The following is a 14671-nucleotide window of genomic DNA, read 5'->3' as shown; positions in this document are numbered from 1 at the left end:
TAACTTTCGGGGGTCACCTCAGATTGGGTTCGTTGCCTCTTTTTTTATAGCGATCATTTAACTTGCTCGTGTCTCTGGTGAAAGACTGCGAATTTTTCCATGATTCCTTTTCTTCTTCGTTTTCGGCTCGCCAAAATTTGGTGCCTTTATGGTCAATGCGATGAGTAATGAAACTATACTCAGTACAGCAATAAGCTTAAAGGTAGGTATGAAACCACCTAAGGCAGAAGCAATAAATGATCCGGAAATGGCTCCAATTCCGAAGCCCTGATAAATGATTCCGTAATTTTTGCTCTGATTTTTTAAGCCAAAGAAATCAGCTACAATTGCAGGGAATACCGTAATATTACCGCCAAAACAAAAGGCAATTCCAGCGACACAGATAAAGAACAAGGCATAATTAAGTTGCACAAAGCTTAATACTGTTACTGCTGCAGCTGTGACAAGAAGTGCACCTGATACCACTCTTAAACGGCCCACTTTATCTGATAAGGCCCCGAGGATGATGCGCCCGCTTGTATTAAAGATGGCAACCAATGCTACAGCATTACTTGCTGCTTCAATATCAAGTCCTACCAATCGAACACCAATATCCTTCACGATCCCAATCAAGAATAAACCACTCATGCAGGCTGTAAAGAAAATAAAGAATAATAGATAGGCTTGCTTCGTTTTAAGCATTTCTTTAACTGTATAATCTTTTTGGATACTGCCACCAACAGTTTGCGGCTCATGACTCATTTTTGCTTCCCGGACAAGGAATGAACCACCCACAACCAAAATCATAACAATTACTCCCCAGTAAAAAAAGGCTTGGGACACCCCAATAGATTGGATAAGTGAACCGTTAATGAACTTGAATAACAAACTTCCCGTACCGTACGCACCAACAGAAATTCCAGAAATAAGTCCTTTTCTCTCCGGAAACCACTTAATTAGATTAGATAAGGATGTGATGTAAGCAGTACCATCTGCTGCCCCAACGACAACCCCTACTAAAATATAAAGCATCCATAATGACGATACCTGGGAACTAAGGATTAAGCCTGCTCCCAGCACAAGACCTGCACAACCAATTACACGGTGAAGCCCCCATTTATCCTGTAGCTTCCCGGCAAATAAAGTAGAGAATGCCAAGGCGAAGCTCGTAATTGAAAAAGTAATAGCAACTGAATTTAACTTCCAATGAAAGAGTTCTACTAACGGCTGGTTAAAAAGACTCCACGTATAGATGGTACCTAAACCCATCTGTACGATAATAGTTCCTAACACAATCAGCCATCGACGATCTGTATTTGATTTCATTGCGGTCTCCTCTTTTCTCCCATATAAAAATGATCATGTTCAACATCAAATATCTTAAATTGATTTTGTTTACATCATCATCATAGCATCGAAAAAAAGAAAGAAACCGATTTCAGAACGAGATGCCTATTATTCGGAATGAATGGAGGTTATAGATGCATAATTTGTCGAAACGCTTTCACTTTGCTTCGGCTTACCGGAATTTCCGCTGTAAGATCTTTCAGACGCAACATGTAGGTCTGATTAAACCATGGAACAATTTCACGGATTTTGGTCAAGTTAACTGTATACGAACGGTGACAGCGAAAGAAAATATCCTTTGGTAGAAGGGAATCAAATTCTGTTATGCTCATCGGCATGGTGTACTCCTCCTGTTTGGTATATACCAAGGTAACTTTTTCGTTGGCGACAGCGTAATAGATATCATTCGCATCTGTTACGATAATTTTATCGTTCTTTTTCAAATTGATTCGATTAGAAGCCTGCGTTGGGATTTCTCTTTGCTGTCCTTGAGAATTCAAATGAGATTTAAGGTTTCTATTCGGGAGCGTTATTTCGACGTGATCTCGTTTAAAGGCAGATTCCAACCTACTTAACATCCCAGCAATCCGCTTCTCGTCATAGGGCTTTAAAATATAATCAAAGGCCTCAAGTTCAAAGGCTTGTGCTGCATGCTCTTTGTAGGCAGTGGTAAAGACAATATAAGGCCTTTTTGTAAATTTACTTATGGTACTCGCTAACAACATGCCATTTAAGGAAGGAATATTAATATCTAGAAAGATTACATCTATTTCATGCTCCTGCAAAAATTTTAAAACATCTAAGCCATCATCAAAGAAATTAGTCACTTCAATTTCACTATAGGCTTCCACTAAATACTCCAGTTCTTCACGAGCTGGAACTTCATCTTCCACAATAATCGCTCTCATAGGTTCTCCTTTACGATATCAAAAAAAACTTCTGTTCCTGGTGACAAGCGGTGAATGACCAATCCATGACCATAAATGAGTTTCACTCGCTGGTGAACATTGTACAAACCGATTTTGTTGGCCGGTACATTATCATGCAGCAAATGCTGAATGACATCTTCGCTAATTCCAGCCCCCGTATCCTTCACACTAATTCTTATTTTATTTCCCATATCCTTAACCGTAATCGTCACCACCCCTGGGCCCTTTATCGTTAAGATCCCATGGATAATGGCATTTTCGACCAAAGGCTGGATAAGCAGGCTCGGGATATTTACATTTACTTCGTCAATATCGTATTCTACCGTTAACCGGTTGCCAAAACGCGCCTTCTCTATTTCAACGTAATCACGGACTTGCTCCAATTCTTTATGGATATCAATCAATTCATCACTAATTTCTAAATTGTAACGCATATAGCCTGAAAGATTAATAATCAACTCGCGTGCCTTGTCCGGATTTCTGCGTGTGGTGGAGGCAATTGCATTTAGGGCATTAAATAAAAAGTGCGGATTAATCTTCGTTTGGAGCGCCTTCAGCTCCGCCTTGTTCGCAGCTTCCCTAATTTGTTCAATCCGGGAAACCTCCATAAGTGTGGAGATGATTTGCGATAGTCCGATGGCCATCGTTTGCAGCGAATAGGTCATTTTATAGGCTTTGCGGTAATAGATTTTAAGTGTTCCCGTCACCTCGCCATGCTCCTCAAAGGGAACAATGAGCAGGGAGTGAATTTGGGGTGTATGGTGATCGGCCACTTGATTCCGAATAATGAATTTCCCGCTGTGAATCGCCTCTTTTGTCAAATCACTAATGATTTCCTGCCCGATTACATATCGTTCTTCACCAAAGCCAACATAAGCAAGCACATTATGCGTATCTGTAATCGCAACGGCGTCGGCCTTGATATCATTTTTTATAATACGGCAAATCTTCTTCAAAGAATCAAAATTAACAGATCGAAAATATGGCAATGTCTTGTTTGCAATATCTAAGGCTAACTTTGCCTGTCTCGCTGCAATCAATTCCTTTTCACCTTCGACGCTCATCACAAGCAAAACAATTAGGCCAATGTTAACCTCTCCTGCAATCATCGGGAAGGCGATTTTAGAAACAATGTCCAAACCTAGTTCATATGGATTCGCCATCGCAAGAATCAGCACCATCGTCAAAATTTCAGACAACATTCCGGCTGCTATTCCATAAATCCAACGCAAGGACCTCTTCACTCTTCGGTTAATATAACCCGAAACAATTCCCGCTAAAATGCTTGTAATAAGACATGGGATCGAAGTGGGTCCACCAATATCTATTAAATATCGATGGACTCCTGAAACAATCCCGGTAATAATTCCTACCCAAGGTCCAAACAGGATTCCACCTGAAACGACAGCGATGATCCTGACATTCACAAGCGATCCTTCGACATTAATCCCTGAATATGTACCAAATATGGCAAATAAGCAAAACACAAGGGTAATGACCACACGCTCGGTGGGAGAATGCTGGTCTTTTTGAAGAGATTCCTTAAATCTCGGGATCCGAATCATAAAGAACAGACAAATCAAGAGCAAGGCAGCTCGTTCAAATAAATGGATCAGCATTTCTAATGAGGTATTCATCTAAAGTTCCTCTCTTTTTATATCAAATCTTTTGTCTATTTGATTTTCTTTTCCTTCACAATTAATCATACTACCAAAACCTATATCATCAACCAAAGTGTTTTTAGCATTGACTTCCATTTGATAATATGTCCTCCGGATATTGGCAATACTTTTATGTTTTCCGTTCCGATATTGGTTGTTATAATGGAGGTTATGAAATACTTAGGGGGATGTCACAATGACTACATTTGAAAAGTTAAAACCTATTATTGCAGACCAACTGGGTGTGAAAATGGAGAATATCAAAGCGGAAGCATCATTCAAAGATGACTTCGAAGCTGATTCGCTTGATATGGTGAACCTGACGATGGAAATTGAAGATGAATTCGCAATCGAAATTAGCGACAAAGTTGCAGAGACGCTTCAAACGGTGGGAGATGTCGTAAACTATATTGAAAATTCACGTTAACAAATAAGGAAAAGGCGGATGGCCCAACGCAGGCGGACGTATCGCAGAAGGCATCCGCTACAATGGATTATTCAAAAATACTCTTATCGGCGCAGAATATTTCCTTTATAATCCTATCTCATTCTTTCGGCATTTTGCTCATATCCATATACAATACATTCCACCGATGACCATCCAAATCAGTAAAACCGCAGCCGTACATCCATCCTTGGCTCTCTGAAGGCTCTCCAAATATTGTACCGCCACCCTCTACTGCATTCTTTGCCATTACATCTACTTCTTCTCTGCTGTCGGCATCCACGGATAGCAATACTTCCGTAGCTTGCTTTGTATCAACAATTACCTGTCTGGTAAAGTTTTCGAAAGTAGAAACTGGAAAAAGCATAACCGTAGCATTATGATCCCCGATAATTAATTGCGCTTGATCGCTATTGCCATGTTGCTCATTAACCATAAATCCTACTTTGCTATAAAACTCTTTTGATTTATTGATGTCTTTTACCGGCAAGTTAATCCAAAATTGTTTTGGCATTGTTATTTCTCCTTTTTTACTATTCATCCGATTTGCATGGCTATTCGAATATTTTTGAGTGGTGTTTATACCGCACTTATTTTTACTTCTAAATCAATTGTAATTATACCATATTATGTAAAACTCGTAAAAGAGTCTATTTTATGTGGTGCTTCTTTAAAGAAAGGCTTTGTTAAATTACGTTGTTGATTTATTATGAACAAGCGCACCTCTTTAATGGTAATAATTACCTCATTGGCGACAATACTCCAAAAAAAAGGACCAAAAATGTTTCCAATCAGGCTTATTGGCGACATTATCTGGGTAAATGGGGCCAAAAATATTTCCAATAGAGCTTATTGGCGACATTATCCCGGTAAAAAGGGCCAAAAATGTTTCCAATCAGGCTTATTGGCGACATTATCCCGGTAAAAAGGGCCAAAAATGTTTCCAATTGAGCTTATTGGCGACATTATCCCGGTAAAAAGGGCCAAAAATGTTTCAATCAGGCTTATTGGCGATATTATCTCGGTAAATGGGGCCAAAAATGTTTCCAATCGGGCTTATTGGCGACATTATCCACTCAAATGAGTAATAAAGATCCCGTCAATTGAAAAGCAGTTAGTTTTGTAAGTCTATTTATCTTCGCTGTTGGGGGAATTATGAGGAATATTCCTTTAAGCTGACAAAATCGGATTAGATCCCAGGGTTACCTTAGGGCCGGTTTTTTGTTATCAATAAAAAATAGAAGCAGAGAAACGTGATTTTCTCTGCTTCGTATTTTTTAATTTTCTTTTTTAAGAAAGGTACTTTATTTTTTCTTGAATAGGAGTCCTTTCTTTTGGTTCATTGATTTCTTCTGGATACCCTACACCAAAGATCCCGATCACATCATACTCATCCGGAACACCTAGAATTTCACGGTTTTTCGGAGCACCCCCCATGGATGACCAGAATGTTCCAACCCCTTCTGCCCAAGCGGCTAAATTAAAATTTTGTACAAAGCAGGCCGTAGCATGTGCGTTTTCTATTTTTTCAATTTCATTGGCACCGTGTTTGGATAAAATGGCAAGTACAACAGGTGCATGGAAGAAATTGGTTTTGTGGTTTAACTTTTCTCTTGTCTCCGCACCAACCATATACACTTCCCATGGTTCGGTCATTTTATGATTGGGAGCCATTGTGCCGGCTTCCAGCCATTTGCTGATTTGCTCTATAGTGACCGGATCTGATTTGAAATTTTTTATATTACGTCGAGAATAGATAATATCGATGATATCCATGAAAATTTCCTCCTATTAGTTCTAATCTTCTCCATAAATCTGTCCTGTACCTTGTAGCGCTGAAAACTTTCTACTTAGGTATTCGTTTGATATGTTTTCTCACTTCTTGTTTGACCACTGAATCAAGTGAGCACTTCCGCTCTTAATGATTTCGGCAAGTTCTGGTGCAAGTGAAGGCTCGTGCAATACTCTACTTACTGCGTATTGAAACTCCAATTGAAATTTATCCATCTCTTCGCGCAGTAATCCAGCTTCCTTCGATTGCTTCCACATTAAATGAAGGCGCCATTCCTCCCAAAACACCTGATCTTCATCGTCAACCGTCTCTGACAGAAATTCCAAGCCATCAGGAGTTAACGTGCATACTTTTTTATCTGTTTGTTCATCAATTGAGATCAAACCTCTTTCGGATAAATCCTGCAAAGCTGGATAAATTGTTCCTGCACTCGGAGAATACACACCTTTACTCCGCTCTTCCAGCAGCTTCATCACTTCATAGCCATGTCGCGGCTCCTCCTTAAGCAGCTGGAGGACTGCTATTTGAATAAGTCCCCTTCGTTTTCCAGGCTTCTTTTTTCCTTGCTTCCTTTGATGAGATTTTTTTTCGTGAAAGTGGCGTGCTTGGTTTAAACCTTTTTCAGTAATTGAAAGCATCCCTTTTCTATTTACAATCATTTCTTCGTTAAGCAAATGCTCAATGATTGTATCGAAATTAAAGATTTCCTCACTAAGTTCCCCAAGCAAGTCTTCCCTGCTTATATCCTTACGACTCACAAATGTAAGGATTGTTAGAATGTCTTGCTTTTTTATACCTGACATACCAGCCCCCCATTCCTTCGCTATTACGATAAATTTTAATCGATATACATTGATAAAGCAATAGATATATCGATTATTTTTTTCGATATAAAAATTTCCTATCTTTTCACATTTTCCTAATATGTTCTCAGTTTGTCCAATTAACAAAAATCAAACGACTATTGCTTCCACTTTACTTAAAATAACAGATAAGTAAACGATTGATAGATGAGTATCCCCATAGCTGAAGCTAGGGGTTTCGAAAGAATAGGCTTTAAAGCCGCATTGTCTTTACGAGGGCTACCACAAGTCCCGCTACTACATCAGACCGAGGTCTTCAGCTTTGCATTTCTCTTCTTTATGATGATTATTTTTCGTGGGGATTGGAGGAACTGTTTTCTCTCCAGTCCTTCGAAGACATCATTGGTATGTTTACGGACAATATTAAAAGCTCCATTCACATCGGCATGGATCAAAATCTTAGAACCTTTGATTTTGTAAAAAGCTCGACTGCTTCTATACCCGCTAAAATTAGTTTGGTGCTCTTCCCCGTAAGTTGGAATCGGGTCATGATTCAAGAAACTAGACTTGGAGGTGTAGCTTTCTTCTCGAACAATGAATTGAATTCCATGTCGCTCTGATTTGTATCGAATCATTCCTATGAAAGTGGTATATGGGATTTGTATGAAGGTTTGTTTACTAGTCTTTTGCATATCAACCTCCATCTTCCAACCCTTTTTTTTTCCAATGATGATCGTATCTATGGATCTTTCTTTCGCAATCTCCACCACTTTTGCGCTGGCCTTATGTAAAAAATCCATGACTCGATTGTTCCTTTTTCGGTCTAATGAAGTTAATCTTTTGCTGTTAAACTTCCGTTCCTTTGGTCCTTTACCATTTCAAAGGATACTCATGTATTTCGCTCTTAATTTGTTATAATATTGATTGATCGATTTTAACCATTTGCCCTTGATAAGCAGAGGCTTTAGCCCCGTGTTATCGATGATAGTTGCCAGGTTATCTACGCCCAAATCAATACCCATTACTCGTTTCGGCTAATTAAAGGAGCTACGTTATTTACAGAAAATATCGTTGCCCTCATCCCTCTTCATCATCCATTATCTGATCGGGAATCGATTCGGTTACGGGATTTAAGAAATGACCCATTTTGTGTCCTGCCTGAAGGATTTGTATTTCGCGAACAGGTTGTTCAAGCATGTAAGAATGCAGGTTTTTCACCACAAATCGCTTTCGAAGGGAAAGATATTGATGCATTAAAAGGGTTAGTGTCTGCTGGCTTAGGGGTAGCGTTGATGCCAGAGATGACATTGGTAGATAACATACCACGGTCCACTGTCGTGATTCCCATATCAGATACGAGTCTCACACGCACAGTCGGTGTCATCTACCCGACACAACGTCAACTGCTCCCGACCGAAGCATTGTTTTATGATTTCTTACTTGAAACCTACGAAAGGTTAAATGAGTTTAGAAAGTAAAAATTTCGTGAAGAACATTCTCCGGGTCGTGCCAGGCACGGAGATTAACAATATTCTTAAGAAAGAAACGTCCAAACTTCCATTGTTAAAAAGAAAAAGCTACCTTCGTGGCAGCTCGATCTTCCCTTCTTGGATCCGTTAGCAGAATACCAGTTATTGATACAAAATATCGTCTCTTAGTGAAGCTACTTGAGTTAAAGCTGTATCTATATCTATTTCATTCACTCCAAAGTGAGCAAGAGCATCGTGAAGATGTTTTACAATAGCATTATAATGGGCTGGTTGGAGATTCATTCCTTGATGAGCTTTTGCCATAGATTGACCAGAATATTGATTTGGACCGCCTAATGCAAAACTAATAAATTTTGACTGATGAGCTCGTTGTTTTTCCATATCCGTTTCTTTAAAAAAATGATTAACTGTCTCATCCTTAAGAACCAACTCGGAGTAAAAATAGTCCACAACTTTTGCAATCGCTTCTTCTCCGCCAACTTTTTCATAAAGTGTTTGTTCCATATATTCACTCCTACTTTGAATTTAATAGAAGTATTTTCTGCAGAAAAATTGTTATTATTCCTTATCTAAAATGGGAATGTGCAGCAGTCCACATTAATGCTTACTACTCCAGATAATTTATGGAACAAAAGATATTCGGGCGTAGTTTTGCCTATTCTCGCAACGCATCCGCAATGTTAATGTCTCTCATATTTTCATATATTATTTGGGTAGCGATGGGATGAATAACTTAAAGAGATATCGTTTCTTTTTAATTTTATTATTTGGGCTCATTATCCTTACTCTTATAAACCAATCAGTGGGATGGAACGCATTTCAATTAACAGGAAAAAGCATTTTAATCGACAATTGTTGAATGTATGATACAAAACTTTATTTAATCTGCACACAGATTTTACAAGGCTTTAATATTCAGATGATATGCTTGCTTTATCAACGAATGAGGAGGCAGTAAAAATGAATGTGCGTGCAATATTTATTGATATGGATGGTACACTACTAAACGCCTCAAACAACATATCCCGCCGAAATATGGAAGCCATTTATACACTCATAAATCAGGGAGTCAAGGTTTTTCTAGCTACTGGTCGACACTATGAAGTAACCGCTCCCTACCATAAAGAAATTGGATTACGAACTCCAATGATCTGTTTGAATGGTGCAACAATCCACGATGCAGAGACAGGAAGAGCATTGCAAATGAAAACCGTCCGACTGAACGAAGAACGATTCCACCAATTGACCGCTGAATATCCTTGTAATGTTATGATCCATACAGCAAATGGGCTTTATTGTAAGGAAACAAATGAAGAAATCGATTATTGGACAAAAGTTGGGCAAATTCCGCCACGATATATTGGAGATTTAAGACAGGCAAATTATCAAGATGTTCTTAAATATAGTGTTCGAACAGGTGCACCACGTCCTGAATTATCCGCTTTCTTTAAAAAGGAAGCAGAAGTCATCAATTGGAATGACGGGTTTGAATTGGTTGCTCCTAATGTTTCCAAATGGTCTGCTATAAAAAGCTTACTTCGCGCCTATCGATTTAGTCCAAATGAAGTTGTAGCGATTGGAGACGGACCCAATGATTTAGAGATGCTTCGTCATGTCGGTACTGGTGTGGCAATGGGGAACGCCAGCGAAGAGGTTAAATTAGCAGCTGATTTTGTTACAGGACACCACGAAAATGATGGATTAGCTGAGTTTATAGAACGTTATCTTTATAAATCCTATGACTCATTTGTGATTTAGGGTTATTTAAAAATAACTTCTTGCAATAAAAAAATGGCAGGTGTGATCTATTTTGATAGATTCATACCTGTCTTTTTTATTAACGATATTTTAGTAATCAGAACAGAAGAAAAAAGAACTAACATTAAAGCCTTTTTTATCAAATAAACCCCTCCTTGTTATTATTATAAATTAAGTGGATGGTTTTTTCTTCCTTTTTTATCTTAAATTAAACAAGTTTAGCTTTAGAAATGTGCATATTTGACTTGTTTTTTCGGTAGACCTCATATTTTTTTAACAAAATATTATACTTCATTTCTATTTTTAAATGTTTCAAGTGTATACCTCTCGGGTAGATATACTATAAATGCGGATGTACTTTATATTCCACATTAACTATATTTTAGGAGGTATGATAGAATGAGTATGGAAAAAAGAATCGTTGGAACCTTTAATTCAGAGCAAGAAGTCTTGTATGCGATTGAAGAATTGAAACGTCAGGGGCATCGTGAAACAGATATGATGGTAGTGGCCGAAAATAGAAGTCGCATTCCATTGGTCATTTCACACACTGGAGTCATGGTAGAAGCGGATATACAAGTGAGTACCTTAGCAGGTGTTATGATGGACAGCTTTTTTACCATAATGACTGCAGGAATGGGCGGAGGAAAGGTAAACACTCTGTCGAACAGGCTTATTGAAAGAGGACTACCAGTATTTACATCAAAACTGTGTGAAGAGGAAATTAATAAAGGGAAAATGATTTTGCTGGTTGATACGAATGGAACTTACGACAGCTCTGTTAATAAAGCACACTATGAGACTGAAAGATATGAGACTGAAAATACAAGCGCCGTCCAACTCCGTGAAGAACAGCTTGATATCATAAAAGAGCGTGTCCAAGTCGGCGAATTACAGCTCCATAAAGAAATAGTTGAAGAACAGCGAACAGTGCAAGTTCCACTTATTCGAGAAGAAATATATGTAGAGCGCCGTCCTGTCATTAATGGAAAGGTTGATGGCAGCCCGTTTACAGCGGATGAAATTATTCGTATCCCCATTATGGAAGAACGAATAGAAGTAACGAAAAGACCGGTAATCGTTGAAGAAGTGATTGTAGGCAAGCGAAAAATTCAAGAAACAAAGCAGGTACAGGATATCATTAGAAAAGAAGAAGCGCGGATTGAGCGTTCTATCCCCTCGCCGATGGAAGAAAAGAAACTGGTCACCCAATTGGCCGTTGTAGGGCAAGAAGAAGTTATTACGGAAAGTCCCAATATTTTGATTGTGGAAGGAAATCCCGATATTGCAACCATAATGAATGAGGATAAAAAGCAAGAAACCCGCGAAAAACGCACAGGTTCCCTCGCGGTTCAAAGTGAAAAAAACAAACCAGAATCATCTGCCAGTAAAAATGAAAAAGCGAGCGGGACGCTAACAGATTCTCCTGTTCTTAAGGAGAATGAAAGTGAAAGTTATGTACCGGTTTCAGCAGCTATTGTAAAAGATGAAGCTTCTCACAATAATGAAAATTCTTCTTTAGATGAGGAAAATAAAAATAATAAAAATCAAATGAAAAGACGAAAAAATAATACTCAGTAAATAGGATTGGATAGACTATGAAGTTCTTAAATACGATAAAAAAAGCTGATTTCAAATCACTAAATTGTGATCTTTTGAAGTCAGCTTTTTTCTGAGGATTTAAATAAAAAACTGTAGGATTCTTACCTACAGTTTTTCCACTAATATTGATGTTGTTACAACTTAACCCATTACCTTCACCTTGTATTTATTAATCTTTTACATACCACTTGAAACACTTTCTGTAGAAATTCAAAATCATATCTTTTCACATGCTCCTAATAATTTCTCAGTCTGTTCAATTAACAAGAACATTTCATCCCAAGAATTTTGGGTATTAATATTCTGGGAATGCGCCAAGTTGTTTCTTAATTTTTCTAATTGTTTGAAATAATGGTTACCCTTGCTTTTTGTTTCAATACCCAAACGTTCCCTTAATTGTTTCTCATTAAGGACAATGTCTCTTTTATCACAAATCTGTAGACAATCACTTAATTGAATCGCTTCATTTTGTGACTTTCTAAGAGAAAATAATTCCTCAGCTAAGCTAATTCGATTGGTACTTAAATGTGTCTTCCAGGTATCTTCAGGAAAATAATGATTAATAATCCGATAAAGGTGCATCTCTAATAATGAAATCAACCCAAATAATAACATTCGAATCGGAGGTTTCTGGAGATCGGCTAGTGTCACAACTTTTGTTACCCTATTTCCTTCTAGTATAAATATTCTTTCTATCTCTTTTAAAAAAAATAACGTATCGATAAGTGGTGTTGATTCCGAGACAAGTTCCGTCGGACTAAAACTCCGATAATATTCTTTACAGGATCCTTCCTTCAATTCATTTCTTACTACATAACCAATGACGATTCCGTTATCTTCAACACCCAAAACATCATAGTCTTTTATAACCATCATCCTTTGAATCATTTCGGCATCGTCATGAAGATTACACGTATCCATAGTTTCTGAAATACTGTTCACCGTGATGTTTTGCTCGTATAAAGAACGTAGATTTTTATAAGAACTCACCTTATCACGCTGTTGCTTTGGAATAAATGTCAAAACATTACCCTCCTATTTTTATGTAAATGACAGTACGGCAACGATTAGTCTGGCAAATACAATCGTATCATTAATGTTTCAAAAACACTCAATATGTTTTCTGTTGAACTTAAACTTTTTCTTAATTCAGAAATTAAAGGTAGAAATTGATACGAATAACCTTGATAAACGCACAAAAAGAAAGAGCGTGTTTTGAAAAAAAGATTGATCAAAACACGCTCTTAATATATTCAATTGTATCATTTTTTAATAAAAAATTTTGATCATTTCTGTGATCCTTCCTCAATTAAAGCGCCCGATTGCTGAAGAAAGAAAAAACAACGTTGATTTATTAACGATGTATAAAATCATGCATAATAGAGAAATTGTGAAGCGAACGAAAAGTTGGTTTATTAACGTTTTTAAAATCTATCCAGTTCCTAAAATTCACTGATTATGTAAAATAGTTCATAAAACATAAAAAAGCTAGCTATATTAAGCTAGCTTTTTAACCTCATGGCGTTTTTCTATACGCTTTTCAATTTTTTCGATTGCTTGTTTATCTTTAAGTAATTCTAGCTTATTCTCTTTTATTAACTCTTCAAATGATTTTTTATGCTTACGCATTATAACACTCTTTTCTTTTTTAGATCGGTCTATTATAACATATCTGAATAATAAAACAATTCCGTTAGTTAAAAATAATAGAAAAATTATTTAGAATATTATTTTTCCTAATTAATTACCGACAAGCTTAATTATATAAATTAAAGATGAATATATAATACACCCGCAAATTAACCTATAATATTCTACTTTCTTATTGAACAAACCTGCCATTTATCGGATTAAAGACCAAGAAAAATGGACTGCTGAAACAGTCCATTTTTGTTCAATTCTTGCGCCCGATTGTTGAAAAAGAAAATAGGCTACACTCTTTATGTAAAACCCAAATTTTTAATAATAGATGAATATAAATTTATATAACTTGTGATAATAATAAAGTATTCCTTATTGATAGAATCCTTTGATCTCGTTAAACAAAGTTTATTTTTTACGAATTCTTTCTATGTAGAAAAAAACTTTAATCCAGTTTGATTGACGACTTCAGGCCAGCTTAACTTTAACCTGCGACAAATGGTTGTACTAAAAACTTGTCCTTTCTTCTTCAACAAATCATAATCCCTTTGGTTGGTTGAACCAATCCGTAGCAATTCTGTTTTCAACTCTTCAAGTATTTCTTGTTTTGTTTTCAATCTACTCACCTCTTTTTTATTTACAAAAAATCGAGCCAGAAAGATTGATAATGCATGTTTCCGCTTTAAAATGTTTTTTAGGTGTGGATTAAATTTGTTATACAAAATATTGAGATGTCTTACCATTTTCATCTATATAATCAATTACTGACTTATTTTCAAGAGTATCTTTTTTAGCTTATTTGAAAAGGATTTTTAGCGTTTTTTAGATCCCTTAACCTTTCTTTGATAAACTCAATTTGTTCCTCGGTAATAATAAAATCCTTAAGACGATCCTCAAAATGAGCAATTCGTCTTTCTAATTCCTCTATAGTAAGGCTATTAGTATTCTTCATAAATCTTCCAACTCCTTTTATTTGGTGGGACCCCTGGACTTGCTGGGGCCAATGCAACGCAAATTGCTTTTAAAGCTTCCAAAGGAAATTAACAAAGAAGGGCCAACAAGGACCCCTCTATTAGGAATTAAAGTTACAATTTTACAAATTTATATTACTCAGCAAGATTTAATACAGTTACTTTTACACGCGTCATCGATTCAAGGCTCTTACGGATACCTTGCGCACCCATTCCGGATCCTTTAACACCGATAAATGGGAAATGATCCGGG

The 14671-nt window shown here is 37.0% G+C and carries 16 protein-coding genes and 2 pseudogenes; 5 read left to right on the top strand and 13 right to left on the bottom strand.

What is annotated here, in order from left to right:
- Window positions 1-57 precede the first annotated feature (57 nt).
- The 3 genes from J7E67_RS27440 to J7E67_RS27430 all read right to left on the bottom strand — a co-directional run bounded on the left by J7E67_RS27440 (window position 58) and on the right by J7E67_RS27430 (window position 3892).
- The gene (locus J7E67_RS27440) at window positions 58-1305 is read right to left on the bottom strand and encodes an L-lactate MFS transporter (RefSeq protein WP_214733213.1); all 1248 of its coding nucleotides are present in this window, start codon (window positions 1303-1305) and stop codon (window positions 58-60) included.
- Window positions 1306-1454: 149 nt separating this feature from the next.
- Entirely contained in the window at window positions 1455-2234 is a 780-nt protein-coding gene (locus J7E67_RS27435; RefSeq protein WP_214733212.1) for a LytR/AlgR family response regulator transcription factor, read from the bottom strand.
- Window positions 2231-3892 (bottom strand): sensor histidine kinase, encoded by a 1662-nt coding sequence (locus J7E67_RS27430; protein WP_214733211.1) that lies wholly within the window; start codon window positions 3890-3892, stop codon window positions 2231-2233. Before J7E67_RS27430 ends, J7E67_RS27435 begins: the two co-directional genes overlap by 4 nt.
- Before the next feature lie 220 nt (window positions 3893-4112).
- Here J7E67_RS27430 and acpP point away from each other — a divergent pair, with 220 nt between their 5' ends.
- Window positions 4113-4343 carry an acyl carrier protein gene (acpP, locus tag J7E67_RS27425; RefSeq protein WP_214717197.1) on the top strand — a complete coding sequence of 77 codons (231 nt, stop codon included), beginning with the start codon at window positions 4113-4115 and terminating at the stop codon, window positions 4341-4343.
- A gap of 118 nt (window positions 4344-4461) precedes the next feature.
- On the opposite strand, the gene J7E67_RS27420 is transcribed toward acpP, so the two are convergent.
- The 5 genes from J7E67_RS27420 to J7E67_RS32430 form a co-directional block, all read right to left on the bottom strand.
- Window positions 4462-4875 carry a VOC family protein gene (locus J7E67_RS27420; RefSeq protein WP_214717198.1) on the bottom strand — a complete coding sequence of 138 codons (414 nt, stop codon included), beginning with the start codon at window positions 4873-4875 and terminating at the stop codon, window positions 4462-4464.
- A 776-nt stretch (window positions 4876-5651) separates the two neighbouring features.
- Window positions 5652-6137, bottom strand: coding sequence for a nitroreductase family protein (locus J7E67_RS27415; RefSeq protein WP_214717199.1), 486 nt, complete (start codon window positions 6135-6137; stop codon window positions 5652-5654).
- Window positions 6138-6236: 99 nt separating this feature from the next.
- Window positions 6237-6956: a PadR family transcriptional regulator gene (locus J7E67_RS27410; protein WP_214717200.1), complete on the bottom strand. Its 720-nt coding sequence runs from the start codon at window positions 6954-6956 to the stop codon at window positions 6237-6239.
- Window positions 6957-7258: 302 nt separating this feature from the next.
- Complete coding sequence (locus J7E67_RS27405; protein WP_214717201.1) at window positions 7259-7756, bottom strand: IS200/IS605 family accessory protein TnpB-related protein; 498 nt, start codon at window positions 7754-7756, stop codon at window positions 7259-7261.
- Window positions 7757-7834: 78 nt separating this feature from the next.
- The gene (locus tag J7E67_RS32430; protein WP_374103004.1) at window positions 7835-7978 is read right to left on the bottom strand and encodes a hypothetical protein; all 144 of its coding nucleotides are present in this window, start codon (window positions 7976-7978) and stop codon (window positions 7835-7837) included.
- Window positions 7979-7993: 15 nt separating this feature from the next.
- Here J7E67_RS32430 and J7E67_RS27395 point away from each other — a divergent pair.
- Window positions 7994-8434 (top strand): annotated as a pseudogene (locus tag J7E67_RS27395) (LysR substrate-binding domain-containing protein); the annotation flags it as partial.
- A 153-nt stretch (window positions 8435-8587) separates the two neighbouring features.
- On the opposite strand, the gene J7E67_RS27390 reads toward J7E67_RS27395, so the two are convergent.
- Window positions 8588-8950: a group I truncated hemoglobin gene (locus J7E67_RS27390; protein ID WP_214717203.1), complete on the bottom strand. Its 363-nt coding sequence runs from the start codon at window positions 8948-8950 to the stop codon at window positions 8588-8590.
- Between the two features lie 220 nt (window positions 8951-9170).
- Here J7E67_RS27390 and J7E67_RS32550 point away from each other — a divergent pair.
- From J7E67_RS32550 to J7E67_RS27380, 3 genes and pseudogenes are all read left to right on the top strand, one after another.
- A pseudogene (locus tag J7E67_RS32550) lies at window positions 9171-9290 on the top strand (permease); the annotation flags it as partial.
- Between the two features lie 116 nt (window positions 9291-9406).
- A complete protein-coding gene (locus J7E67_RS27385) occupies window positions 9407-10204 on the top strand; it encodes an HAD family hydrolase (RefSeq protein ID WP_214717204.1) in 798 nt (265 codons plus the stop codon).
- 399 nt (window positions 10205-10603) lie between these two features.
- Window positions 10604-11785, top strand: a complete 1182-nt coding sequence (locus J7E67_RS27380; RefSeq protein WP_214717205.1) for a YsnF/AvaK domain-containing protein — start codon at window positions 10604-10606, stop codon at window positions 11783-11785.
- A 237-nt stretch (window positions 11786-12022) separates the two neighbouring features.
- On the opposite strand, the gene J7E67_RS27375 is transcribed toward J7E67_RS27380, so the two are convergent.
- The 4 genes from J7E67_RS27375 to J7E67_RS27360 form a co-directional block, all read right to left on the bottom strand.
- A complete protein-coding gene (locus tag J7E67_RS27375; RefSeq protein ID WP_214717206.1) occupies window positions 12023-12829 on the bottom strand; it encodes a hypothetical protein in 807 nt (268 codons plus the stop codon).
- A 474-nt stretch (window positions 12830-13303) separates the two neighbouring features.
- Window positions 13304-13435: an FbpB family small basic protein gene (locus tag J7E67_RS27370; RefSeq protein ID WP_251027038.1), complete on the bottom strand. Its 132-nt coding sequence runs from the start codon at window positions 13433-13435 to the stop codon at window positions 13304-13306.
- A gap of 440 nt (window positions 13436-13875) precedes the next feature.
- Entirely contained in the window at window positions 13876-14064 is a 189-nt protein-coding gene (locus tag J7E67_RS27365; RefSeq protein ID WP_088090008.1) for a hypothetical protein, read from the bottom strand.
- A 173-nt stretch (window positions 14065-14237) separates the two neighbouring features.
- Window positions 14238-14399: a hypothetical protein gene (locus J7E67_RS27360; RefSeq protein ID WP_214717207.1), complete on the bottom strand. Its 162-nt coding sequence runs from the start codon at window positions 14397-14399 to the stop codon at window positions 14238-14240.
- Between the last annotated feature and the right edge of the window lie 272 nt (window positions 14400-14671).

It is taken from the genome of Bacillus sp. ISL-46 (genome assembly GCF_018613205.1).
This window is presented reverse-complemented; position numbering and strand designations above follow the sequence as displayed.

What these genes read in the sequence shown, in the direction of transcription:
- J7E67_RS27440 (WP_214733213.1), bottom strand. Translation starts at nt 1,305, where the DNA reads ATGAAATCAAATACAGATCGTCGATGGCTGATTGTGTTAGGAACTATT.
- J7E67_RS27435 (WP_214733212.1), bottom strand. Translation starts at nt 2,234, where the DNA reads ATGAGAGCGATTATTGTGGAAGATGAAGTTCCAGCTCGTGAAGAACTG.
- J7E67_RS27430 (WP_214733211.1), bottom strand. Translation starts at nt 3,892, where the DNA reads ATGAATACCTCATTAGAAATGCTGATCCATTTATTTGAACGAGCTGCC.
- acpP (WP_214717197.1), top strand. Translation starts at nt 4,113, where the DNA reads ATGACTACATTTGAAAAGTTAAAACCTATTATTGCAGACCAACTGGGT.
- J7E67_RS27420 (WP_214717198.1), bottom strand. Translation starts at nt 4,875, where the DNA reads ATGCCAAAACAATTTTGGATTAACTTGCCGGTAAAAGACATCAATAAA.
- J7E67_RS27415 (WP_214717199.1), bottom strand. Translation starts at nt 6,137, where the DNA reads ATGGATATCATCGATATTATCTATTCTCGACGTAATATAAAAAATTTC.
- J7E67_RS27410 (WP_214717200.1), bottom strand. Translation starts at nt 6,956, where the DNA reads ATGTCAGGTATAAAAAAGCAAGACATTCTAACAATCCTTACATTTGTG.
- J7E67_RS27405 (WP_214717201.1), bottom strand. Translation starts at nt 7,756, where the DNA reads ATGGATTTTTTACATAAGGCCAGCGCAAAAGTGGTGGAGATTGCGAAA.
- J7E67_RS32430 (WP_374103004.1), bottom strand. Translation starts at nt 7,978, where the DNA reads ATGGGTATTGATTTGGGCGTAGATAACCTGGCAACTATCATCGATAAC.
- J7E67_RS27390 (WP_214717203.1), bottom strand. Translation starts at nt 8,950, where the DNA reads ATGGAACAAACACTTTATGAAAAAGTTGGCGGAGAAGAAGCGATTGCA.
- J7E67_RS27385 (WP_214717204.1), top strand. Translation starts at nt 9,407, where the DNA reads ATGAATGTGCGTGCAATATTTATTGATATGGATGGTACACTACTAAAC.
- J7E67_RS27380 (WP_214717205.1), top strand. Translation starts at nt 10,604, where the DNA reads ATGAGTATGGAAAAAAGAATCGTTGGAACCTTTAATTCAGAGCAAGAA.
- J7E67_RS27370 (WP_251027038.1), bottom strand. Translation starts at nt 13,435, where the DNA reads ATGCGTAAGCATAAAAAATCATTTGAAGAGTTAATAAAAGAGAATAAG.
- J7E67_RS27360 (WP_214717207.1), bottom strand. Translation starts at nt 14,399, where the DNA reads ATGAAGAATACTAATAGCCTTACTATAGAGGAATTAGAAAGACGAATT.